Annotated in this window: 26 protein-coding genes and 1 tRNA gene; 14 read left to right on the forward strand and 13 right to left on the reverse strand. The window is 68.2% G+C overall.

All coding sequences use genetic code 11. From position 1 onward, the window contains the following. Positions 1-30: 30 nt before the first annotated feature. Positions 31-1,482: a S1C family serine protease gene (locus AOZ06_RS05470; protein ID WP_054288421.1), complete on the forward strand. Its 1,452-nt coding sequence runs from the start codon at positions 31-33 to the stop codon at positions 1,480-1,482. 263 nt (positions 1,483-1,745) lie between these two features. On the opposite strand, the gene AOZ06_RS05475 is transcribed toward AOZ06_RS05470, so the two are convergent. From AOZ06_RS05475 to AOZ06_RS05495, 5 genes are read right to left on the reverse strand one after another with little or no spacing between them, the layout of a single operon-like run. Further along, positions 1,746-2,129, reverse strand: a complete 384-nt coding sequence (locus tag AOZ06_RS05475; protein ID WP_054288422.1) for a hypothetical protein — start codon at positions 2,127-2,129, stop codon at positions 1,746-1,748. Then, positions 2,126-3,169: a molybdopterin-dependent oxidoreductase gene (locus AOZ06_RS05480; RefSeq protein ID WP_054288423.1), complete on the reverse strand. Its 1,044-nt coding sequence runs from the start codon at positions 3,167-3,169 to the stop codon at positions 2,126-2,128. Before AOZ06_RS05480 ends, AOZ06_RS05475 begins: the two co-directional genes overlap by 4 nt. Then, entirely contained in the window at positions 3,166-3,768 is a 603-nt protein-coding gene (locus AOZ06_RS05485; protein WP_054288424.1) for a methyltransferase domain-containing protein, read from the reverse strand. Before AOZ06_RS05485 ends, AOZ06_RS05480 begins: the two co-directional genes overlap by 4 nt. Next, complete coding sequence (locus AOZ06_RS05490) at positions 3,765-4,397, reverse strand: TIGR04282 family arsenosugar biosynthesis glycosyltransferase (RefSeq protein ID WP_054288425.1); 633 nt, start codon at positions 4,395-4,397, stop codon at positions 3,765-3,767. Before AOZ06_RS05490 ends, AOZ06_RS05485 begins: the two co-directional genes overlap by 4 nt. Further along, positions 4,394-5,044 (reverse strand): glycosyltransferase family 2 protein, encoded by a 651-nt coding sequence (locus tag AOZ06_RS05495; protein ID WP_054288426.1) that lies wholly within the window; start codon positions 5,042-5,044, stop codon positions 4,394-4,396. Before AOZ06_RS05495 ends, AOZ06_RS05490 begins: the two co-directional genes overlap by 4 nt. Before the next feature lie 144 nt (positions 5,045-5,188). Between AOZ06_RS05495 and AOZ06_RS05500 the strand changes: the two genes are divergently transcribed. The 3 genes from AOZ06_RS05500 to AOZ06_RS05510 are packed head-to-tail and all read left to right on the forward strand — an operon-like array spanning position 5,189 to position 8,218. After that, a complete protein-coding gene (locus tag AOZ06_RS05500) occupies positions 5,189-6,469 on the forward strand; it encodes a hypothetical protein (protein ID WP_157232858.1) in 1,281 nt (426 codons plus the stop codon). A gap of 5 nt (positions 6,470-6,474) precedes the next feature. Beyond that, the gene (locus AOZ06_RS05505) at positions 6,475-7,167 is read left to right on the forward strand and encodes a response regulator transcription factor (RefSeq protein WP_054288428.1); all 693 of its coding nucleotides are present in this window, start codon (positions 6,475-6,477) and stop codon (positions 7,165-7,167) included. Then, entirely contained in the window at positions 7,154-8,218 is a 1,065-nt protein-coding gene (locus AOZ06_RS05510; protein ID WP_157232859.1) for a sensor histidine kinase, read from the forward strand. Before AOZ06_RS05505 ends, AOZ06_RS05510 begins: the two co-directional genes overlap by 14 nt. A 49-nt stretch (positions 8,219-8,267) precedes the next feature. Here AOZ06_RS05510 and AOZ06_RS57610 read toward each other — a convergent pair whose 3' ends face one another. Beyond that, positions 8,268-8,426, reverse strand: a complete 159-nt coding sequence (locus tag AOZ06_RS57610) for a hypothetical protein (protein WP_169798867.1) — start codon at positions 8,424-8,426, stop codon at positions 8,268-8,270. Beyond that, a complete protein-coding gene (locus AOZ06_RS05515; protein WP_033383400.1) occupies positions 8,411-8,911 on the reverse strand; it encodes a MogA/MoaB family molybdenum cofactor biosynthesis protein in 501 nt (166 codons plus the stop codon). The genes AOZ06_RS57610 and AOZ06_RS05515 overlap by 16 nt, the downstream gene beginning before the upstream one ends. A gap of 94 nt (positions 8,912-9,005) precedes the next feature. Between AOZ06_RS05515 and AOZ06_RS05520 the strand changes: the two genes are divergently transcribed. Then, a complete protein-coding gene (locus AOZ06_RS05520) occupies positions 9,006-10,037 on the forward strand; it encodes an NAD-dependent epimerase/dehydratase family protein (RefSeq protein WP_054288430.1) in 1,032 nt (343 codons plus the stop codon). On the opposite strand, the gene AOZ06_RS05525 is transcribed toward AOZ06_RS05520, so the two are convergent. Continuing rightward, on the reverse strand, positions 10,015-10,644 hold the full coding sequence (locus AOZ06_RS05525) for a TetR/AcrR family transcriptional regulator (RefSeq protein WP_054288431.1): 630 nt from the start codon (positions 10,642-10,644) through the stop codon (positions 10,015-10,017). The two genes, AOZ06_RS05520 and AOZ06_RS05525, sit on opposite strands and share 23 nt — an antisense overlap. A gap of 382 nt (positions 10,645-11,026) precedes the next feature. On the opposite strand from AOZ06_RS05525, the gene AOZ06_RS05530 reads away from it, so the two are divergent. Together AOZ06_RS05530 and mscL are read left to right on the forward strand one after the other, a co-directional pair. After that, positions 11,027-11,641 (forward strand): SAF domain-containing protein, encoded by a 615-nt coding sequence (locus AOZ06_RS05530; protein WP_054288432.1) that lies wholly within the window; start codon positions 11,027-11,029, stop codon positions 11,639-11,641. A gap of 31 nt (positions 11,642-11,672) precedes the next feature. Then, positions 11,673-12,122, forward strand: coding sequence for a large conductance mechanosensitive channel protein MscL (gene mscL / locus AOZ06_RS05535; RefSeq protein ID WP_054288433.1), 450 nt, complete (start codon positions 11,673-11,675; stop codon positions 12,120-12,122). Positions 12,123-12,737: 615 nt separating this feature from the next. Here mscL and AOZ06_RS55910 read toward each other — a convergent pair. The 5 genes from AOZ06_RS55910 to AOZ06_RS05550 all read right to left on the reverse strand — a co-directional run bounded on the left by AOZ06_RS55910 (position 12,738) and on the right by AOZ06_RS05550 (position 16,556). Next, complete coding sequence (locus tag AOZ06_RS55910; RefSeq protein ID WP_157232860.1) at positions 12,738-12,911, reverse strand: hypothetical protein; 174 nt, start codon at positions 12,909-12,911, stop codon at positions 12,738-12,740. Further along, a complete protein-coding gene (locus AOZ06_RS61925) occupies positions 12,892-13,863 on the reverse strand; it encodes a transposase (RefSeq protein ID WP_083471533.1) in 972 nt (323 codons plus the stop codon). Before AOZ06_RS61925 ends, AOZ06_RS55910 begins: the two co-directional genes overlap by 20 nt. 422 nt (positions 13,864-14,285) lie before the next feature. Further along, a complete protein-coding gene (locus tag AOZ06_RS05540; protein ID WP_054288434.1) occupies positions 14,286-15,230 on the reverse strand; it encodes an alpha/beta hydrolase family protein in 945 nt (314 codons plus the stop codon). Positions 15,231-15,571: 341 nt separating this feature from the next. Beyond that, a complete protein-coding gene (locus AOZ06_RS61930; RefSeq protein ID WP_083471534.1) occupies positions 15,572-15,919 on the reverse strand; it encodes an FmdB family zinc ribbon protein in 348 nt (115 codons plus the stop codon). A 58-nt stretch (positions 15,920-15,977) separates the two neighbouring features. After that, complete coding sequence (locus AOZ06_RS05550) at positions 15,978-16,556, reverse strand: 5-formyltetrahydrofolate cyclo-ligase (protein ID WP_054288436.1); 579 nt, start codon at positions 16,554-16,556, stop codon at positions 15,978-15,980. 24 nt (positions 16,557-16,580) lie between these two features. On the opposite strand from AOZ06_RS05550, the gene AOZ06_RS05555 reads away from it, so the two are divergent. The 7 genes from AOZ06_RS05555 (at position 16,581) to AOZ06_RS05585 (ending at position 21,862) form a co-directional block, all read left to right on the forward strand. Continuing rightward, on the forward strand, positions 16,581-17,468 hold the full coding sequence (locus AOZ06_RS05555) for a UTP--glucose-1-phosphate uridylyltransferase (protein ID WP_054288437.1): 888 nt from the start codon (positions 16,581-16,583) through the stop codon (positions 17,466-17,468). Positions 17,469-17,484: 16 nt separating this feature from the next. Next, entirely contained in the window at positions 17,485-18,708 is a 1,224-nt protein-coding gene (glp, locus tag AOZ06_RS05560) for a molybdotransferase-like divisome protein Glp (RefSeq protein ID WP_054288438.1), read from the forward strand. Positions 18,709-18,712: 4 nt separating this feature from the next. Further along, positions 18,713-19,369, forward strand: coding sequence for a GNAT family N-acetyltransferase (locus AOZ06_RS05565; protein WP_054288439.1), 657 nt, complete (start codon positions 18,713-18,715; stop codon positions 19,367-19,369). 153 nt (positions 19,370-19,522) lie between these two features. Next, positions 19,523-20,395 (forward strand): divisome protein SepX/GlpR, encoded by an 873-nt coding sequence (sepX, locus tag AOZ06_RS05570; protein WP_054288440.1) that lies wholly within the window; start codon positions 19,523-19,525, stop codon positions 20,393-20,395. Positions 20,396-20,435: 40 nt separating this feature from the next. After that, a tRNA-Ala gene (locus AOZ06_RS05575) sits at positions 20,436-20,508 on the forward strand. Between the two features lie 708 nt (positions 20,509-21,216). Then, positions 21,217-21,549 (forward strand): hypothetical protein, encoded by a 333-nt coding sequence (locus AOZ06_RS05580; RefSeq protein WP_054288441.1) that lies wholly within the window; start codon positions 21,217-21,219, stop codon positions 21,547-21,549. Positions 21,550-21,562: 13 nt separating this feature from the next. Further along, positions 21,563-21,862 carry a pore-forming ESAT-6 family protein gene (locus tag AOZ06_RS05585; RefSeq protein WP_054288442.1) on the forward strand — a complete coding sequence of 100 codons (300 nt, stop codon included), beginning with the start codon at positions 21,563-21,565 and terminating at the stop codon, positions 21,860-21,862. Positions 21,863-21,882: the final 20 nt, after the last annotated feature.

The following is a 21,882-nucleotide window of genomic DNA, read 5'->3' on the forward strand; positions in this document are numbered from 1 at the left end:
GTTCTCAGGAGATGACGGCAAGCTGGGTGCATGACCGAGAACACCCCCGGCCCGCAGGAGCCGCGGCAGGATCCGCAGGACGCGTACTGGCGCCCGCGGGATCCGGCCCAGCAGGAATCGGCTCAGCAGGAATCGGCTCGGCAGGAATCGGCTCGGCAGGAATCGGCTCGGCAGGAATCGGCTCGGCAGGACCAGGCTCAGGGACCGGCCGCGCAGCCGGAGCCGGAGCAGGCTCAGCCGGAGGCTGAGCAGTGGGCCGTCCACCAGACAGCCCAGCTGCCCGGGCACGAGCAGCAGCAGGTGCTGTTCGGGTCCGCGGTGTCCGGTCAGGGCCAGCCGGGCGTGTACGTCCCGCCGGCCACAACACAGACATATCCGACGCCGCCACCGCCGTCATCACCACCGCCGCCACGGCGTGCGGGTGGCCTGGTGGCCGGGGTCGCGGTGCTCGCTCTGCTCGTCGGTGGCGGCGCGGGTGCCTTCGGTGGCTACCTGGTCGCCGACCACAACGCCGCGACCGCGCCTTCGTCGCTGGACCTGCCGAAGCCCGCGTCGCAGGCAGCGTCCAACGCGCCGGACGGCACGATCGAGGCCGTCGCGAACAAGCTGCTGCCGAGCGTGGTCCAGCTGCGCACGCAAAACGGTGAGGGCTCCGGTTTCGTGATCCGCCAGGACGGCCTGATCGTCACGAACAACCACGTGATCGAGCAAGCGGCCGACGGCGGCAGCCTCAAGGTCGTGTACCAGGACGGGCAGGTCGCGGACGCCACGGTCATCGGCCGTGACCCGTCCTCCGACCTGGCGGTCGTGCAGTCCAAGGGCGTGTCCGGCAAGACACCGGTCACGCTCGGCAGTTCCGAGAACCTGAAGGTCGGCCAGGCCGTCGTGGCGATCGGTTCGCCGTTCGAGCTGTCCGGCACGGTGACGTCCGGGATCGTCAGCTCGCTGCACCGGCCCACGAGAGCGGGCGGCGACAACGGCTCGGAGGCGACGGTGATGGACGCGATCCAGACCGACGCCGCGATCAACCCGGGCAACTCCGGCGGGCCGCTGGTGAACATGGCAGGCCAGGTCGTCGGCATCAACTCGGCGATCTACAGCCCGGGAACCTCGAGCCGCCAGCAGGGCGGGTCGGTGGGCATCGGCTTCGCGATCCCGATCGACCAGGCCCGCAGGACAGCGGACGAGATCGTGAAAACCGGCAAAGCGACCCAGACCGTGCTCGGTGTGAAGGTGCAGACCGACCAGTCCGGTGTGGGCGCGAAGGTCAGCGAGGTCACGGCGGGCGGAGCGGCCCAGGCAGCCGGGCTCGCCGCGGGTGACGTGGTGACCAAGCTGGACGACCGCCGGATCGACACGTCGGACGCTCTGGTCGCGGCGGTGCGCTCGAAAGCACCGGGCGACAAGGTGACCTTGACCATCGGCAACGGAACGCGAACGGTGACTGTCACCCTGGGCGGTCAGACAGTCCCGACGAACTAGGCAGGAACGCTCGGCCGTTGCAGGCGGCCGAGACCAGCTCTCCTCCGCTGAGGCCCGGCTTGATGCAGGGCAAGCCAGGGCCTCGCGAGGAGACACCGGTGGTCACGACCGGAGGTACGGCAGGGAACCTCTCCGGTCGTGACCCCACCACAGCTCCGGCCCTGTCGGGTGGGCCGGAAACCGCCGATTTCTCGGGGAGATCGGCCCCCGGCTCACTGCCCCGGAGCCGGTCAGATGCCGAGCCGCACGCGACGGGTACCCCCTCATCCGTCGCCGTGCGGCTCAGGCGTTCTTCTGCGCCACACCACGCTCGCCAGCACGAACGACCACACCACGCCCAAGCTGACAGCGAGACCGAGCCAGTAGTTCCGGTCGTGCAAGCCGGGATTGACGGGGACCTGCGGTTGCCACAGCAGCGGAACCGCGATCAGCACGAGAATCCCGGACACCACCGCACCTGTCTTCACCGGTCCCTTCAACACCAGGCCGAGCAGACCCACGACCGGCGCGAGCACCAGGTCGTGCAGGACCGGACCGGCCAGGAACCACGCGCCGAACTCGACGATCTGCGGCACTTCCCAAGCCAGCAACGCACCCCGAGCCATCAGCGCCACCCCGACCGCGCCGAGCAGAAGCCGTGTCTTCACAAGACCTCCAGCCGGTTGACCCACTTGGTCTGCGACACGCCTGGGCGGCTCGGGGCGATGATCCGGCACGGGTAACCGTGATCGAGGTCCAGGACCTCGCCGTCGCACCGCAAGGCAAGCAGTGTCAACGGATCGCTCGTGTGCTCACCGGGCAAGGTGCTCGTGCGGTACAGGCCTTCGCGTTCCATCGAATGCACCCGCACGGCCTCACCAGGGCGGGCACCGGCCGCTGTCAACAAGTCGGCGACTGGCACACCTGTCCACGAGGCCGACTGGCTCCAGCCCTCGACGCACGCGATCGGCAGCTCGGCCGTGGTCTGCGGCATCATGTTGAGCTGCGCCAAGGTGAAGTGCTTCCCGGCGACTTCCAACGTCCACGAAGGATCCCGGGTGACACCGGCTGCCGCTGCCGTGCGGTTCACGGGCAGGCCCCTGCCCGAACGCCACGCCAGCAGCGACACGTCCCTGAGGAACGGCACAGTCACGCCCGCTGTGGCCACGACCGCCACACCTGAGGCCAGCCACGTCGTACGAAGGAACGCCCGCCGGGACGGGTCAGGCAACGGGTCACGGCGAACGGACGGCAGCTTCACCGCGATGTGCACGAGGATCGAACCCACGGCGACCCAGGCGACCGCGTGGTGCGCGTCGGGGAAATAGAAGCTCCACAGGTAGTTCTGGCCGACGTTGAGAATCCCGGTCGCCAGCTCGAAGAACGCCGCACCGGACAGCACCAGGATCGAGCCGCGTTCCAGCGCGTGCGGCACCGACTTCACCAGCGGGCGCTCGAACAGCTTCGGGTAAACCGACCACAGCTTCGCCGGCAGCAACGGAATCGCCGCCACCCCGGAGATCACGTGCACGCCCTGCGTCACGCGATAAAGGTTCACCGGGCGCGACGGCCAGAAGAACCACGACGGCGGGTGCTGGATCGCGTGACTGATCAGCCCGGTGACGAAGCACGTCAGGAACGCGATCCCCAGCCACAGACCGATCCGGGACGTGGCCTTCTCGTGGTGTGCCGCGCTGCGGAACCTCATCGCGGCACCAGTTCCGTGAACCACCGGTCGCCGGCTTCGGCGATCCACCTCGCCGTGAACCCGGCCTGGCGCGCAGTCGGCGCCACCGCGTCCGCGCCGACCCACGCCCACGGGAACCACGTGCCCGAACCGTTGACACGGACCGGTTGACGCCGGAAACCCGCGCCCGGCGGCTCCAGCTCCGCCAGCACCCTGCCCGACTGGGAGATCAACCGCCGGATTCGGCGCAGCAACGCCACGGGATCACCGCCGATTCCGATGTTCCCGTCCGCCAGCAACACGCTCTGCCAGCGCCCTTCACCGGGCAATGGGTCGAACACGTTCCGTCGCACCGCGATCGCGCCACGCGCCAAGGTGAGCGCGACGGCCACCGGCGAGACGTCCACTCCGAGGACGGGCACTCCCCGAGAGGTCAACGCGCTCGTCAGACGGCCAGGACCGCAGCCGATGTCCAGCGTCGGCCCGGTGCAGTGGGCGAGCAGCACCTCGTCGCTCGGTTCGGTGGCACGCCATCGCTGTGCCTGCAGCGTCACGCGACCGCCATCGGCCAGTTCCAGCCAGCATTCCGCGCCTTTCAAGGCCACGTCGAAGTCGCTCATCGGGCCGTCACCGCCGCGGTGAACCGGCCGCTCGTCTGGCCCGCGACTTTCCTCGCGTCCGCCATCGTGTCCACATCGGACAGAACGGGGAGGTGGCCGATCCGCAGGTGCCGCAGCGCCAGCCACGTCTTCCTGCCGGTGTCCGCCTGTGACATCGGGAGGTCTCGCAACACGCCCGCGTCCAGCGGATCACGCAATCCGAGCGCCCACCAACCGCCGTCGCAAGCGTGCCCCAGCACGGCGTCCAGCTCATCCAGCCGGGTGATCGCGCTCGTCAGCAACGAAGCCGTCACCTGAGGCGTGTCCATCCCGATCTGCACCACCGGTCCGTGTTCGGCGACGTCCGCGTGCGCGTTGGCCAGCCGCTCGGCGAATGTGCTGCCGCGTTGGGGGATCACGGTTGTGCGGGCAAGAGCGTCGGCCAGTTCCGTGCGCCTGGCCGCCTGCTGGAGGTCGCCGGTGAACGCCACGACCGGCGTCACCTCGGGCACCGCGAGGACGGCGTCCAACGTGTCCAGCAACGCCGCCGCCGCGATGTCGGCGGCCTCAACGGGCGTGGCGGGCGGGCAGAGTCTCGTCTTGGCCAGGCCCGCGACCGGCGCCTTGGCCATCACGAGCAAGGACGTCATCGCAGCACCCCCGCCATGTCACGGACAGCGCGCAGCGTGCCCTTGACCGAGCCGGACACCTTGGACTTCGTCCCAGCCGCACGCGCTCGATACGTCACGTCGTGCTCCGCAACGCGCCAACCGTTCCTGCTGGCACGCAGCAACAGTTCCAGTGGATAGCCGAAAGCCCGGTCCGTGATGCCGAGGGCGAGCAGGTCGGCGCGACGGGCGACGCGCATCGGCGCGATGTCCCGAACCGGCAGACCTCGGCTTCTGAGCAGCGCTGCGAGCACGGCATTGCCGAATCTGGCGTGCCATGGCCACACGTCCTTGCTCGCGGGGACGCGCCGGGCAACGGCCAGGTCGGCGCCCGCGCGAACGCTGTCCACCAGGCGCGGCAGATCCCGTGGATCCAGCGAGGCGTCGGCGTCCATGAAGCACACCAGATCCGACGTGGCTACTTCCAGTCCTGTGTGGACTGCGGCGCCGTATCCCGTGCGGGGCTCGTGGACCACCTCGGCCCCCAAGGCGGCGGCGACATCCGGTGAGCCGTCGGCCGACCCGTTGTCCACCACGATCACCCGATATCCGACGGGCATCGCGCCGAGCACTTCCGGGAGCGCCGCCGCCTCGTCCAGGCACGGCAGCACGACATCGATCACGTCCATGACCCGGAAGTAAAGTCCACCTTGGATATCCGTGGACCCGTTGTGGCGCTTACCGAATTGTGACGCCTGGCCACTTCTTACGGAGTTGTGACGGCATTCGGTTCCACGTGGTCGGCGAGCTGCTGGGGCACTACGGTTCGGGTTGTGTCCCGCGCTGTCAGAACTCGCGGCGATGTGGTCGCGCTCGCCCTGCTTGCCGCCGCCGTCGCGGTCGGATTCGGTTTCGGCATCCGGTTGCACGGCAGCGAACACTTCCCAGGGGCGCCGGACACGTTCGGCGAATGGCCCGTCCTCGGTGAGTGGCTGCCGCACGTCGGCATCGGCACGCCCCTGTCGATCATCATCGCGATCGCAGTCGTGGCTTGGGGTCCTGGCCTGGCTTCCCGGCTGCGTTGGCGTACAGCGCTGTTGCTCGCGTACGTGACCAGCGCGGGCTGGATCCTGTCGCTCGCGTTGATCGACGGCTGGCACCGCGGCGTCGCCGGGCAACTCACCAGTCAGGACGAATACCTCAGCGCGGTGCCCGCGATCACCGACATCGGCGTGTTCCTGCGGACGTTCACCGCGCGAATCCTGGATTTCCAGCCGGATTCGCTGATCACGCACGTGGCAGGCCATCCGCCCGGAGCCACACTCGTGTTCGTGTGGCTGGACCGGCTGGGTCTGTCCGGCGGTGGCTGGGCCGCGATGCTGTGTGTTCCCGTCGGCGCCCTCACGGCGGTTGCTGTTCCGGTTTCCGTTGCCGCGCTTGGGAAGCCCGGTTTGGCGCGTGCGACGTTGCCGTTCATCGCGTTGTTCCCGGGCGCGGTGTGGATGGGGGTCTCCGCCGATGCGCTGTTCACCGGTGTCACGGCTTGCGGGATCGCCTTGCTCGCGCTTCGGACGACGGCATCTGCGCTGGTCGGTGGCGTGCTGCTCGGCTTCGGCGCGTTTTTGTCGTACGGGCTTGCTTTAATCGCTGTGATGGCGTTGGTGGCGTGCCTGGCGAGGTCCCGGAGCTGGCGGACTCTGGGCTTGGCTGTGCTCGCGGCCTGCGTTGTCGTGGTGGCGTTCGCGTGGGCGGGGTTCTGGTGGTTCGACGGCTATCACCTGGTCGTCGAGCGGTACTACCAGGGCATCGCGAACGACCGGCCGTACTGGTATTGGGTGTGGGCGAACTTGGCGAGCCTCACGCTGGTCATCGGGCCCGCGGTGGCCGCCGGGCTGCCGCGCGCCTGGAGATTGCCGTTGGTCACGGCCGCGATCGCGGTGATCGTGCTGGCGGACGTCTCAGGGTTGTCCAAATCGGAGGTCGAACGGATCTGGTTGCCGTTCGCCGTCTGGCTGGTGCCCGCGGCCGGGTTCCTGCCACGCCCGAGGTGGTGGCTGGCGGCCCAGGCCGTGACCGCCCTTATGGTGAACCACTTGCTCCTGACGAACTGGTGAGGACGATGAGCGAACAGGGCCACGTACTGGTGGTCGACGACGACGAGACGGTCCGCGACGTCGTCCGGCGCTACCTGGAGCTGGCCGGGCACGAGGTGACCCTCGCCGGGGACGGCGAGCACGCGCTCGACCTGGTCGCGCGGTCCGAGCCCGACCTGATCGTGCTCGACCTGATGCTGCCGGGCATCGACGGCCTCGAAGTGTGCCGCCGGATCCGGCAGCGCAGTGCGGTGCCGGTCGTGATGCTGACCGCGCTGGGCGAGGAGGAGAACCGGATCGCCGGACTGCGGCTCGGCGCGGACGACTACGTCACGAAACCGTTCAGCCCCAGGGAACTGGCGCTGCGGGTCGGCTCTGTGCTGCGGCGCGCCCGCGCCGTGCCAGCCGCGCCCGCGAACCAGGTCGTGACCGACGGGGACCTGACGCTGGCCCTCGGCGCGCGCCAGGCGGTACTGCGCGGTACCGAACTGTCGCTGACCACGAGGGAGTTCGACCTGCTGGTGTTCCTGCTCACCAACGCGGGCACGGCGTTCTCCCGCGTCGAGCTGCTGGCCAGGGTGTGGGGGTGGGACTTCGGCGACCAGTCCACTGTGACCGTCCACGTGCGACGGTTGCGGGAGAAGATCGAGGCGAACCCGGCGAAGCCGGTCCGGATCGCGACGGTGTGGGGAGTGGGGTACCGCTATGACCGCGCCTAGCGTGATCGACCCGTCCGAGCCGTTCAGTGCGATGGTCGAGCACGCGCTGCACATCCTGCCGGTCGCGCTCGCGTTCACCGTGCCCGTCACGGCCGTCGGTGTTCTCGCGTTGTACCTGCTGCGCAAAGGGCGTCTCGCGACGAACCTGACCGTGCTCGTGCTCATCCCGGTGGCTGCGGTCGTGGTGGGCGTGCTCGGTGTCAGCGGGTTCATGTTCAACACGACCCTCACCACCATGCTGCTGGTGTGCCTGTTGGTCGTGGTCGTGACGTTACCGGCGGCCATCCTGCTGGGGCGGATGATCGCGGCCCGAAGCGTGTGGGAGCGGGAGGCGCGCGAGCGGGAACGTGCGGCCGAGGCGTCCCGGCGCGAGCTGGTGGCGTGGATAAGCCATGACCTGCGGACACCGCTCGCCGGGATCCAGGCGATGGCTGAGGCGCTCGCGGACGGCGTCGTGGCCGAGCCGCGTGAGGTCGCCGAGTACGCCAACCGGATCGGCGGCGAGACGCGCAGGCTGTCCGGCATGGTCGACGACCTGTTCGAGCTGTCCAGGATCACCGCGGGGGCGCTGGAGCTCACGCTGTCCGAGGTGGCGCTGCAGGACGTGGTCAGCGACACACTGGCCGGTCAGCAACCGGTCGCCGAGCGCAAACGGGTCCGGCTGGTCGCCGACGCCCGCGAATGGCCGGTTGTGCTGGGCAGCGACCCCGAACTGGCCCGGATCGTGCGCAACCTGGTGTCGAACGCGATCAGGCACACACCACCGGATGGGACCGTCGCCGTGCAACTCGGCGTCGATGGCACGAGCGCCGTCCTGGCGGTGGACGACGCGTGCGGCGGAATTCCCGAACAGGAACTCGGGCGGGTGTTCGACGTGGCCTTCCGAGGCAGTTCGGCGCGGACACCGGCGCCGCGCGGGGACGAGCCGGTCGGCGCCGGCCTGGGCCTGGCCATCACGAAAGGCCTGGTGGAGGCGCACCGGGGCCGGATCACCGCGCACAACCACGGCCCCGGATGCCGCTTCGAAGTCCGCCTGCCGCTGGCCGTTTAGGGCCTCTGTCAAAGTCCCGCCTCATCGAACGGAGACGTCGATACAGGCCCTAGTCGTGGTGCGGCGGCTTGTTGCGCAAGTACCAGTCGTCGTCCCGCTTGTCGCCGGCGTCCGGCTCGCGCTCGTCCTTGGTCGTGTCCGGCATGACGTCGCCGAAGATCTCGTCGATCTTGCGGCGGCGCTCCTGCGGGGTCAGTTCCCGTCCCATCCCGACAGCTCCCCGATCACGTACGGGACCAGCGAGGACAGCGTCGCCATGCCGTCGCGGACCGCGGCACGCGAACCGGCCAGGTTCACCACGAGGGTGCTGCCCGACACGCCGACCAGGCCACGCGAGATACCCGCGTCCACGGCACCGGCTGCCAGCCCGGACGAGCGCAGCGCCTCAGCGATCCCGGGGATTCGCTTGTCCAGCACGCCCTGAGTGGCGTCCGGTGTGACGTCACGCGGCAGCAGACCCGTGCCACCGACCGTCACCACGAGGTCGACGCCACCGATCACGGCGGTGTTCAACGCGTTGCGGATGTCGACGACCTCGCCGGCGACCGCGACCGTCCCGTCGACGATGAAACCGGCTTCTTCCAGGAGTTCGGTCACCAGTGGACCCGGTGAGTCCTCGTTCTCACCGTGCGCGATCCGGTCGTCGACGACGACGATGAGAGCCCTGCCCAGCCGCTGCGCGCTGCGTTCCATGAGCCTAAAGATATCGGCATCCGGATCTGACCGTTCTATGACGTCTGGCCCGCGAGGGCGGTGTCGGGGTGATAACGGCCATAGCGTTGCTCATATGCGTGTACTGCTTACCGGCGGAGCCGGGTTCATCGGGTCCCATATCGCCGATTCGCTGACTGGGCGCGGGCACGACGTGGTTGTTCTCGACAACTTGTTGCCGCAAGCGCACTCGGGTGTTCCAGAGTGGACGTCCGGCATCGTGCGCGGTGACGTGCAAGACCTTGAGCTGGTGACGCGGTTGCTGCGCGGTGTGGACGCCGTGTGCCACCAGGCGGCTGTCGTAGGGCACGGTCTCGACCCGTCGGACGCGCCGCTCTACGCACGCAACAACGACCACGGAACGGCTGTTCTGCTCGCCGCCATGCACTCGGCCGGTGTCCGCAAGCTCGTGCTCGCTTCCTCGATGGTCGTGTACGGCGAGGGGCAATACGTATGCACGTTCCACGGCGACGTACGCCCCGATCCCCGCCTGCCCGCGGACCTCGAAGCCGGTCGCTATGAGCCCGCTTGCCCTGTTTGTGGCGATTCGCTCATGCCGGAACTGGTCGACGAGGATGCGCCGCTGGACCCGCGTAGCACCTACGCGGCCACCAAGGTCGCCCAGGAGCACCTCGCCTCCGCGTGGGCACGCCAGACTGGCGGGGGCGTATGGGCGTTGCGGTACCACAACGTGTACGGGCCGCGGATGCCTCGTGACACGCCGTATGCGGGTGTCGCGTCGCTGTTTCGCTCCGCGCTGCAGCGCGGCGAAGCACCAACCGTGTTGGAAGACGGCAAGCAGCGCCGTGACTTCGTGCATGTCCGTGATGTCGCCACGGCCAATGTGTTGGCGTTGGAAGCTTCCGTTTCCGGTTTCGTACCAGTGAACGTGTGCTCAGGTACGCCACATACCGTCGGCGACTTGGCTTATGAACTCGCTGCGGCGTACGGCGGCCCTCTGCCGCAGATCGTCGGTGGTGCGCGGTCCGGTGACGTCCGGCACGTGGTCGCCTCGCCTGCCAGAGCACGCGCGGTTCTCGGCTACACGGCCGAAGTGGGGTTCGCCCAAGGCGTGCAGGCGTTCGCTACCGATCCGCTACGCGCCTGACCTTCGCCCGGAACGCACGGCGCGCGACCGGGCCGAGCTCATCGACGACTTCGACGAGAACGGCCAGCTGGTCGAGGGCGTCGAGCGCCTGCGTCGCGCCGTCCGGGTCGACGCCTTCGTAGAGTTCGAGGCCGATGAACGCCGCCGACACCCCCCTGGCAAGGCCCCCGATGTCGACCAGGTCCTTCGCCGGGGACGCCGCCAGCACGCGGACCAGCACCTGCTCGATCGCGTCGATCCACAGCCGCAACGCCGCCCTGGTCGACTCGGCGAGGGACTCGTCGTTGCGCGAACCGGCCAGCATCTGCGCGAGGACGGTCACGTTGCCCGCCTCGGACTGCTTGGCGTGCAGGTCGCGCCCGACCGCGAGCAGTTCCTTGAGCGTGCTCACCTCGTCCAGCTCCGGCTGGAACCGCGCGACCAGCGCCTCGGCGTGGACCAGGCAGGCCGCGCCGAGCAGGTCGTGCACGCTGCCGAAGTGATAGAAAACCAGCGCCTGGTTCACACCGGCGGCCCCTGCGATCGACCGGGCCGAGACACCGTTGATGCCCGCGGTGCGCACGGTCTCGATGGCTCCGTCGATCAGCTTGCGCCGGGTGTCAGACACGCCTCATTCTCTCGCCCTTCCCGCATAGCCACACAGAGGCCGCAACGGAGGGCACGGACGGGGTCACATCCGGAAGAGTCCCGATCGCCGTGGTTCAGGCTGCGCAGCCCGGACTCGGTCATCCCCGCCGGATGGCGACTGCCACCGCCGTGTCGACGTGCGGCTCCCAGGAGGTCCAGCCGGTCCCTCCCCTGCGTCGGCTGGACCCCTGTTTTGAGCATTCGCTCAAAACAGAGACTAACCAGTCTTGAGCGATCGCTCAAGGGGGACCTGTCAACCGGCCCGACCGGAAAAACCCGAACTTGTCCACAGCCAGCCACCTGTCCACAACCCCGCAACCCACCCACTGCCCAAGCCCCGGGGAAACCGGAACGCTGGACCCATGAACCGACTACGCCAAGCACTGACAACAAAAGGCTGGGTCCGCACGGTCGCCATCCGCCGAATCATCGCGGCGGCCCTGCTCGCCATCGCCGTCTTCCTGATGGTGCGCCCCAACCAGGCAGCGGAGGCGGGAATGCTGGTCGCCGCCCGCGACCTCGCCCCGGGCACCACGCTGGCAGCGTCGGACTTGAAGCTCGTCAGGGCGCCACCCGCCGTGATTCCCAAAAGAGCTCTGGCCGAGGTGTCCGCCGCGGCCGGGCAGGTGCTGACCGGTGCCGCGTCGGCAGGCGAGCCGATCACGTCCGTCCGGCTGCTCGGCCCGGAGAACACCAGGCTGACCACGGGATCGCCGGACGCGACCGCGGTCCCGATCCGGCTGGCCGACGAAGGAGTGGCCGACTTGCTGTCGCCAGGAGCACGCGTGGACATCGTCGCGCCGGACCAAACCGTGCTCGCGGCGGGTGCGACCGTGGTGATGGTGCGCTCTGTCGAGCAGGCGTCGGGGCGCCAGCGCGAGCAGGGGCGGCTGGTCGTGATGGCGCTACCTCGGGATGTCGCACCACGCGTGGCGGCGTCCGCGCTGGCGAGGGAGGTGACCGTTACTCTCCGGTGAATCTCTGTTCGGCTGAGTGAGGAGAAGTGCCGTGCTGAAGGGTTTCAAAGACTTCATCATGCGCGGGAACGTGCTGGAACTGGCGGTCGCGGTGGTCATGGGTACCGCGTTCACGGCAGTGGTCACCGCTGTGGTGAACGGCGTCCTGAACCCGTTGATCGCGTCGATCGGCGGCTCGAACGTGTCCGGCCTGTCCTGGACGATCATCGACGGCAACGCGAAATCCACACTGGACTTCGCGGTGGTGATCACCGCGATCATCAACTTCGTCCTGATCGCGGCGGTGGTCTACTTCGCACTGGTCATGCCGATGAAGAAGATCCAGGAGCGGCGCAAGCGCGGCGTGGAGCCCGGCCCGTCGGAGCCGACCCAGGTCGAGGTCCTGATGGAGATCCGTGACCTCCTCCAAACCCGGCAAGGCTCCCAGCAGGGGCCAGCGCAGCAGTCCCGGCCCGGCCAAGCACCAGACCAGCGCTTCTGAGAAAAGAGGCAGACCACGGCCAGCAGCCCGGCGAGCACGGCCAAGACCAAAGGTCGCGCCGCCGAGCTGCCACCCACCCAACACCGAAGCAACGCCCAACCCCTGCGCTCACCGAAGCAACGCACACACGTGACGTTGTCGGCCGTGGCCTGACAGGCACGAAGTTCTGGGCTGTCGGGAGCTGCCAATGGCCGCCCCAGACCTCCTTGGACAGCCGCGCGACGAGACCAGGAACGCGCAGGAAGGTAGCCAGTCCTGAGGCGGAGAGGAAGGCGTTGACTCCGAACCGGCTCATGGGCATGCCGAGGCACAGCAGGCGCGGTTCACCGCGGCCTGGACATCCCACTGCGGATGGATGCAGGTGTGCCCAGCGCGTGGCCCGGCCCAGCGGTGCCTCGGCGCAGGGCCACGATCCAATGCTCGCTGTCCACCGAGACACAGGTTGAGGTGGTGCGCAGGCGCGAGGAACGGTCCCGGGGCCCGCCAGGCCTTGGATGCGGTACCGGTTGATCCACGTGTAGGTGGTGGCCTGCGAACCGCCGAACCGCTCGGGCGATCTGGGCGGCGGGCCAGCGCCTGCCTTCAAAGCCGGACGGGGGAGTGTGGCCGGGTCGATCATGGCTTGGAGTGGAAGGCGGCGCTGATCGGCGAACTGGCCGCCAGCAGCCGCCGTGCGATGGCTGGCGAATCGATCACCGGGCCGCGGCCCCTGGAGTCACCGCATCGCATCCGCGCCGAAGCTGTTGGCAGGTCGAAGCGGTTTGATGCCTTATGGATGTCGAGCGGCATGTGGTGGGGCCGTAGGTGTGTTGCTGGGGCTGCTGATGAGCGAGTAGATCTCATGGGCGATGGAGCGCTTGAGGCAGCGGATGGCTTCGCGGCGGGTCTTGCCCTGATTCGGGCGGCGTGCGAGGTCGCCCTGTGTGCGTGTGCCCAGCGCGGGCGTGACAGGGCGGGCGTGACAGGGCGGGCGTGACAGGGCGGGCGTGACAGGGCGATGCGATAGCGGGCGGCGTTGACTTGGCGGTCGCCGCTGCGGTTGAGTCCGACGACGGTGGACCTTGCCCGGGGACGCCTCGATCGGGCTGGCTCCGCATAGTGCGGCGAACGAGGCCTCGCTGTGCGCACGGTCAGGGTTGTCTCCCGTGGTGATGATGAGCGCGGCGGCGGTGTCCGGACCGGCTCCGGGTCGTCGCAGCAGTTCGGGAACGTGCGCTTCGAGCACGATGCCGACCCGGTTTGTTGAGATCGTCGATCTCGACAGTCGGCTCGCGGATGCGGCGGGCGGGTAGGCGAAGCGTGTGAGTCGAGGTCGGCAGAAGATCGATCGGCGCGTCGGCATCGAGCGCGGTGCAGCGGGGAATGATCGAGTTCGGCGCGGCGGGCAGTGGGTGTGGGAGTGTTCAGCCCGGGCAACGCATCCCGCAACGTGAGGGTGGGCAGAGGCGGGGACGGCCTTGGGTCGGTTGATCGCGGGGTGCGTGATGTGGTCGCAGATGCCTTGACTGGCTTGAACATGTGGACCATCTCCACGAGGCCGTGGGTGGTCTTCGCGGTCGTGGTGGCGCGACCGGACAGCACCGCCCTGGCTGCGGCTCCAGCGTCGCCGACGTCGGCCTTGCCGCGGCGATGGTGGATCCTGTCGGGTTGGTTCACCTCCATCACCGCGATACCCACTGGGCCAAGGTGACGTGCCAGGGCAGACCCGTAGGAACCGATGCGCTCGACGCCAGCGCGGCATACCCTGCCGAAGGCAACAGCCCAGGACGGCATCCGCCGGTCAATAGTGGTTGCCAGCGTTCGGACTCCCAGTTTCGGTGCGCCCCTGAACTTGATGGGCCGATTGCTCACGGACCACCTTGTCGGCGGGGCCGTGAACACCCGGCTGCGACAACCTGGACGCCCCCATCGCCCCGACCGGGAACGCACCACACAGCAGCCACGAACTCTCACCCATCCAGGGGCCGGACTCGTTGAACGATCCGGGACACACGCTCAGAAATTCGCGCCGAGACAACCGCCGCAGGCTTGACCCGACCGAAAAAACAAACGCCGTGGCGCCAAGTTGGTCGCAATTCACCATGAAACAGCCAGGGCACAACATCTGAGCCCAAGTAGTGCGACCGTGCCTCGCCGGAGTTGCCGACCAAACACTGATCGCGTCTACTTGTTGTCGATACGCCCGATCGGGTCGGCGGTTTCCGCGAGTTCGGTTTGGACCTGCTTCCAAGCGATGTCGTCGATCCCGAGCGCGCTGCGGAGGTAAGCCCAGCAAGCCCACCGGATCAACGCGACACGCTCGGGGCTCTCGTCGGTGGTGTCCTTGGCGTCGTAGGCGTGGATTCCGCCGAGCAAGTGCTCAGCGCCGAACAGGGTGAGCAGGCTGCGGGCGCCGGGGCTGAGGCGGTACGCGTCAGTGAACCAATCGGGGCCACGAGTCGAGAGCGCGGACTGGTCGTGGTCACCCGCGACCACAAGAGTGGGCGTGGTCAAGCCGTCGAAGTCCGGGTGCATGAAGGCGAAGTTCTCCTTGGCGAACGGCGTCAGGTCATCGCCACTGACGCCGGTCGTCGCGAGCAGCACACCGGCTTGGACCCGAGCGTCAGTCTTGTCGGGCCCAGGCAACCCGTCTTCGCCGAGGACCCGCGCACCGAGCAGCATGCCGACTGTCTGTCCGCCCCAGGAGTGTCCGGCGACGGCGATGCGATCGCGATCGACGCGGGCACTGAGTCCGGGGATCGCATCGAGGACGTAGTCGAGCTCATCGAGTACCCGTTGCACGTCCTGGACACGGATCTGCCAAATATCCGGGTACCTGGGATCCGCGGGAGTGACGCCGAGCGTCCGCGAGTCGAGGAACGTGGGCTGGACGACGACGAAGCCGTTGCCTGCCCAGAAATCGACCAGCGGGTCATAAGAGGACATCGACTTGCCGAAGCCATGGGCAAGGACGAGGACCGGGAGGCCGGCGCCGGAAGCCGGTGCCGACACGCGCACCTGCAGATCGTCACCCCGCTCGGGCGAAGGCAGGACAACCGGCTTCACACTGACGATCGGTGTCGTCAGAAGAGGAACGGCGCTCGGGGACACCGTGGGGGACGCGGACATGTGCAGCCTTCTTGTCGTCCGAACACACCCCTAAACGGAGCGCTGTTCCAAATATATGGAGCAACGTTCCGCTTGGCAAGTAGGTTCGCAGAGCGCAGGCGGGAGCGCCGTCACCGGTCGACGCAGGTGCCCGAAGTCGGGCTGGGCAACGGTTTGAGCACGCCGATTCGCTGTCAGAACGACGTCCGGCGAACATTGCGCAGCCTGGCGCCGACATCCACCGGATCGTTGCCGTCATTCCGGGTGTGCCGTGTGGGAATGGCTCCGGCAAGCGGTGTGCAGCACCAAAAACTGATGCCCTGGACCATGAAGGTTCAGGGCATCAGTGAAGTTTCCGGCTGTCAGGAAGCCTTGGCCGCCGGGGCGCTGCCGGAGCTGGAGCTCGAGCTGGACGACTCCGACTTCGTGCCGCTGCTCGAGGACGAAGAGGTCGAGGACGACGAGCTCTCAGCCTTCGCCGTGCTCTTGTCCGAACTCTTCTCCGAGCTCGTGCCGCTGGTGCTCGTGCTGTTCGAGCGGCTGTCGGTGCGGTAGAAGCCGCTGCCCTTGAACACCACGCCCACCGAGCCGTACAGCTTCCGCAGCTTTCCCGAGCATTCGGGGCACACGGTCAGCGAAGGGTCTGTGAAGGCCTGGACCTGCTCGAACCGGTGATCGCACACGGTGCACGCGTACTGGTAGGTCGGCACGGACTTCTCTCCTTTTGGGACCGCGACTCTCGCGTCTAGCAGTCTACCACGGAGAGTGCTAAGGGTTTGTGGCCTCGACCACGCCTCCAGCCGGTGTCAGGATCGCCGTCATCCGCACGTCGTGCCGGTCAGCGGGCAACCGCTCCAGGAACTCCTGGTCTCGTACTACGCCGACAAGTGCAGCACTTTCCGCCGCGTACACCAATGACCGGTCATAGTGACCAGCGCCACGTCCGAGTCGCACTCCTGCTTTGTCCACCGCCAGTGCCGGGATCAGGATCACGCTCGCCGCTCCGATCGCCGCTGGTCCCAGGCGTTCTCCCGGCGGTTGCAGCAGCTTGTGCGGCCCTGGCTGCAAAGTGCCGTCGTAGGCCGCCCAGTCCAGCGGGCTCGGGCCTGTCACGACCGGCAGCAGCACCTGGACTCGTTTCCTCGCCAGTTCGTCCAATACGCCCTTGGCGCCCGGCTCTGTGCCGACTGGTACGTAGGCGCACACCGTCTGGCCTGCGCCAACCAGTTCGAGGATGCTCGCCGACAACGCCGCGGCCTCGGCTGCGCGGACGTGCGCGGGCACCGTTCGGCGGTCGGCCAGCAAGCGTTTGCGCCATTCGTCCTTGGTGGTGGGAACAGCAGTCACGGCATGAGGTTAGGCTCACAATCCATGAGCCCGTCGCTCGCATTCAAGACAGCAATCGTGCCCGCCGCAGGGCTTGGCACGCGTTTCCTGCCCACCACCAAGGCCGTGCCCAAGGAACTGCTGCCGGTGGTCGACACCCCGGGGATCGAACTCGTCGCCGCCGAGGCCGCGGAGGCGGGCGCGTCCCGGCTGGTGATCGTCACCTCACCGGGCAAGGACGCGGTCGCCCAGTACTTCCGCCCCCAGCCGGAGCTCGAGAAGACCCTCGAGTCCCGCGGCAAGTCCGCCCTGCTCGAGAAGGTCCGCCGGGCGCCCGCGCTGCTGAACGTCGAGACCGCGATCCAGGAGCAGGCGCTTGGCCTGGGTCACGCTGTCGCGTGCGCCGAACCCAACCTCGACGGCGACGACGACGCGGTCGCCGTGCTGCTGCCCGACGACCTGGTGCTCCCGACCGGCGTGCTCAAGCGGATGGCCGACGTGCGTGCCGAGCGCGGTGGCAGCGTCCTGTGCGCGTTCGACATCCCGCGTGAGCAGATCTCCGCCTACGGCGTCTTCGACGTCGAGGACACCGCCGACGACGACGTCAAGGTCGTGCGCGGCATGGTCGAGAAGCCCCCGGCCGACGAGGCACCGTCGACCTTCGCCGCCGCCGGTCGCTACCTGCTCGACCGGGCGATCTTCGACGCGCTGAAGCGGATCACGCCCGGTGCGGGCGGCGAGCTGCAGCTGACCGACGCGATCGCGCTGCTGATCTCCGAAGGACACCCCGTGCACGTGGTCGTGCACCGCGGTGGACGTCACGACCTGGGCAATCCTGGTGGCTTTCTGCGTGCCGCCGTGGACTTTGCACTCGATGACCCAGAGTATGGGCCCGGTCTGCGTGCGTGGTTGCGCGATCGGGTCAAGGACTAACACGAAGGTCGGGTGGATGAGGTCAGTCGACGAGCAGCTCGCCAGGGCACTGGCCGCCGCGGTGCGGCCGGCGCCCGTGCGTGTGGCGATCTCCGAGGCACAGGGACTGCTCTGCGCCGAAGAGGTCGTCGCCGAACACGCCCTCCCTGGCTTCGACCAGGCAGCGGTGGACGGCTACGCGGTGCGCAGCGTCGACGTGCAGTCGGCGGGCCGGGAGCCGGTGGTGCTCCCGGTCGTCGGTGAGATCCCGGCCGGGTCACGGCAGCCGCGCAGGCTGCAGCCGGGCCAAGCCGTCCGGGTCGACACGGGCGCGCCGTTGCCCACGTTGGCCGACGCGGTCGTGCCGCTCGGTTACACCGATGAGCACCCCGCGCGCGTGACCGTCAACCAGCCCGTGCCGTCGGCGGCGTACGTCCGCCGCACCGGCGAGGACGTGCAGACCGGTGACGTCGCTGTCCGCAGGGGCGCGACCATCGGTTCGGCGCAGGTCGGCCTGCTCGCCGCAGTCGGCCGCGCCAAGGTGCTCGTCTACCCGCGTCCCCGGGTGTCGATCATCGCGATCGGTGACGAACTCGTGGACATCGACCGGGCGCCCAGCCAGGGCCAGGTCTACGACGTGAACTCGTACGCGCTCGCCGCCGCTGCGCGCGACGCGGGCGCGGAGGTCACCAGGGTCGGCATTGTCAGCCCCGACCAGCGCAAAGTGCGTGAGGTCGTCGAGTCGCGCCTGCTGCTTTCGGAGATCGTGGTGCTGGCTGGCGGCGTCGGCGGGAGCACCGGGGACGAGATCCGTGCCGCGCTGGCCGAACTGGGTGACGTGGACATGACCCGGGTCGCCATGCATCCCGGCTCGGTGCAGGGGTTCGGCAGGCTCGGCCAGGACGCGGTGCCCACGTTCGTGCTGCCGGCCAACCCGATGAGCGCGCTCGTAGTCTTCGAGGTCGTTGTCCGCCCGCTGATCCGGGCCGCGCAGGGCAAGCGCAACCCGCGTCGCAGGATCGTGACGGCACGCCTGCTCTCGCCGATCTCCTCGACCAAGGGCCGCCGCGGTTTCCTGCGCGGGCAGCTGCTGCGGGACGAGACCAACGGCCAGTACCTCGTCCAGCCGCTCGGCCTGTCGGGCGCGCACCTGCTCGCCTCCCTCGCCGAGGCGAACTGCCTGGTCCTCGTCGACGAGGACACGACCGAGGTTGCTGTCGGCGACGAAGTGCAGGTCAGCTTCCTAGCCCAGCGCGGGTGACGGCGTGCAAGCGCCGGGCCCCCAGGGCCGGCACCCCGGCTGGCCCGCCAAACTGGGGCCGCTGCGGGTGAAAGCGGGTGTGGTCGCGGTTCGCGGCCCCCGGCTGTTCGACGCGTCGGCGTGGAGCCGGATCCGGTTGCGCGACCGGGAGCACCTGGAGCGGTGGGAGCCGTCGGCGCCCGGCTCGTGGGACGACCGCAACAGCACGCTGGCCTGGCCGGGTCAGTGGTCCTCGCTGCGTGCGCTGGCCAGGCGGGGGATGACCCTGCCGTTCGTGATCACGGTGGACGACCAGGTCGCCGGGCAGGTCACGGTCGGCAATGTGATCAGGGGCTCGCTCTGCTCGGCCTGGATCGGGTACTGGGTGGCGTCGCACCTGGTCGGCGGCGGTGTCGCGCCCGCGGCGGTGGCGCTCGTGGTCGACCACTGCTTCACGCAGGCCGGGCTGCACCGCATCGAGGCGACCGTGCGGCCGGAGAACACCGCGAGCCTGCGTGTGCTGGAGAAACTCGCCTTCCGGCAGGAAGGGCTGTTCAAGCGCTACCTCGACGTGGCCGGTGACTGGCGGGACCACTTGTGCCTCGCGATCACCACCGAGGACGTGCCAGATGGACTGGTCCACCGGCTCGTCTCGGACGGCCGTGCCGCCATCCCCCAATAGGGGGAATTTCGTTGTCGCACTTCAAGCATATGCCCCACGAAAACGCCTGAAAGGGCCTTGCGCGCCAAGATCGCGCACGGCGCGCCTCCGTCACACCTGTGACTCTTGTGACTAGCGTGGTGAATTGCAACGGAACGGGGGAGGTGACGAGGCATGCCAAGCTCACTCATCGTGGTGGCGCTGGTACTGGCGTGGCTGGTCGTCCTCGTCCCGATGATCGTGCGCAAGCGCCAGGAGATCGCCAGGACTGCGGACTCCGCACTCGCCGCGCGGGTCGTGCGGAAGGGCGGTGCCGAGGAGGCCGACATGCGCGACACCGCCGAGCTCGACGAAGTCCACCACTCCCACGACATCGACGACGAAGCCGAAGAAGGCGCGGACGACCGCGCCGACGATATGGATTCGGCTACGGAACACCCCGAGACCCTCGACACGGCGGACGAAGCGGACGATCGTGACCCCGTGGCCACGGACAGTGTCGCCTCCCGAGCCGACCAGGCGCACCCCCGCCCGTTCCGGCCGGGCCGCGGTGGGTTCGACCCGGAAGCAGCCGCGCTGACAGCACGCGCGAAATACGCCTTCCGCCAGCGCGTCGTCGTGGCCATGTTGCTGCTCGCCGTAGGCAGCGCGGTAGTGGGCGCGGTGATGTACGCCGAAGCCTGGTGGCTGCACGGTGCGGTCGACATCACACTCGTCGGATACCTGACGTACCTGCGAAGGCAAGTGCGCATCGAAGAGGAGATCCGCCAGCGCCGAACAGCCCGCATAGCCCAGGCAAGACGAGCCGCTCACCAAGAGGGCTACCGGGAAGACCGCGCGGAAGACCACGACGACGAGCACGAGGACGCGTACGCCGCCGAACCTGCGGTCGAACGCCCGGAACCAGCCCCAGTCGCCAAGACGACCCAGCCGCCGCGGATCACCCACCCCCACGCGGTCGTGGTCGACATCGACGACGAAGACCCGGCATTCGACGAGCTCGAAGACCCCGACAGCCTGCGGTACCGCCGAGCGGTGGGGGAGTGAAAACCCGCTCCGAGGGCCTGATAAGCTTGCGGAGCACCAAGGGGCTGTAGCGCAGTTGGTAGCGCGTCTCGTTCGCATCGAGAAGGTCAGGGGTTCGATTCCCCTCAGCTCCACGCAATGGGAAGCTCGCGCTCGCGGAGAGCGCGAGCTTTTTGCGTTCCGCGTTTATTCTGGGGGCGAGCCCCCAGACCTCCACGGTGCCGGCTCCTTCTGACCCAGCGCTGGGTGCCTCTCGCTTCACCAGCGCTCCTCTCGGGTCTGGGTGCGCTGTTCTGCCCGCTGGCTGCTTCTGTGGGTCGTTTTCGTTGATCGGCCTGACCCCGTCTCGCGTTGCTTGCTTGGTCTGGTCTTGCGGGCTGTGGTTGCTCACCTGTAACCGCTTCGGGTTGCGTTGCGTGGTGGGCTTCTCTGGGTTGTGTTGCGGGTCTTAATGGCGCTCTGGCTTTGGTTGGGGTGGGGTGTTGTGTGCGTTCGCGGGGTTGGTGGGCCTCTGGGCTTTGGTGATTCTTTTACGCTTGGTGTGTGCGTGACGGTTTGTTGATGTGGGGTGAATGTAGAGCGGGGGTGTAGTGGTGATCTTTGGTCTGGCGGCTGGGGAATGGGGTTGGGCTGGGATGGTTGGGAAGGGTAAGCAAATGTTGGGAATGTTCACTGCGGGTCGTTGCTGGTGTTGATCTTTTCACTCGATCGGGTGTTGTGGCGGTGGTGAACTGGGGTTTTGAAAAGATCATGGGGTGATCTGACCGAACCGGAACCGGCTGTCGGACCCCCGCGTTAGAGTTGTGCCGAGGGCAGGATCGGACGAATGAGGGGTGTTTTCCGTGAAGTTCGACATGGGCTCGACGACGCTGTCCACACTCAGCAAACAGACTCAGGGGTCCAGCGAGGATCTCGGTTCGCTGATCAAACAACTGATCGCCGCCGCGCAGCCGCTCGAGGGCAAGTTCAACGGTGCCGGCCGCGCGATGTTCGACTCCTTCAAAGCGCGGGCCGACGAGATCACCGTGAGCCTGAACAGCTCCCTTGGCGCGATTCTCGGTGGACAGTCCGGTATGGATACCGCATTCCGTCAGGGTGACGCTCAGATGGCGGACAACGCGTCGTCGACGACCGCGTCGGCGAACTTCGACGCCGCTCGTTTCGGCGCACGGTGAATGTGAGGGGATCATGGACAGGACCAGTTACGACACCGGCGTTTCGCAGCAGGTTCAGGGTGATCTGCACGGCATCGTCGGTCGTCTGGAGTCATTGATCAACCAGCGCGACCAGGCCGTCGCCGCGGCGATGTCCGACTTCACCGCCGACGGCGTCTCGGACGAATACGCGACTGTCGAACAGCGCTGGAAGACCGCGGCGACCGAGGTCCGGCAGATCATCGGCCTGGTGAAGCAGACGATGGCGCAGAACGACGAGACCGCGGGCACCGCGCTGACGCAGGCACGCTCGGCGGTGCAGGGCATCGGCTGAGTTCCACCGCATCAACAGGG

Source organism: Kibdelosporangium phytohabitans (assembly GCF_001302585.1).
GTDB lineage: Bacteria > Actinomycetota > Actinomycetes > Mycobacteriales > Pseudonocardiaceae > Kibdelosporangium > Kibdelosporangium phytohabitans.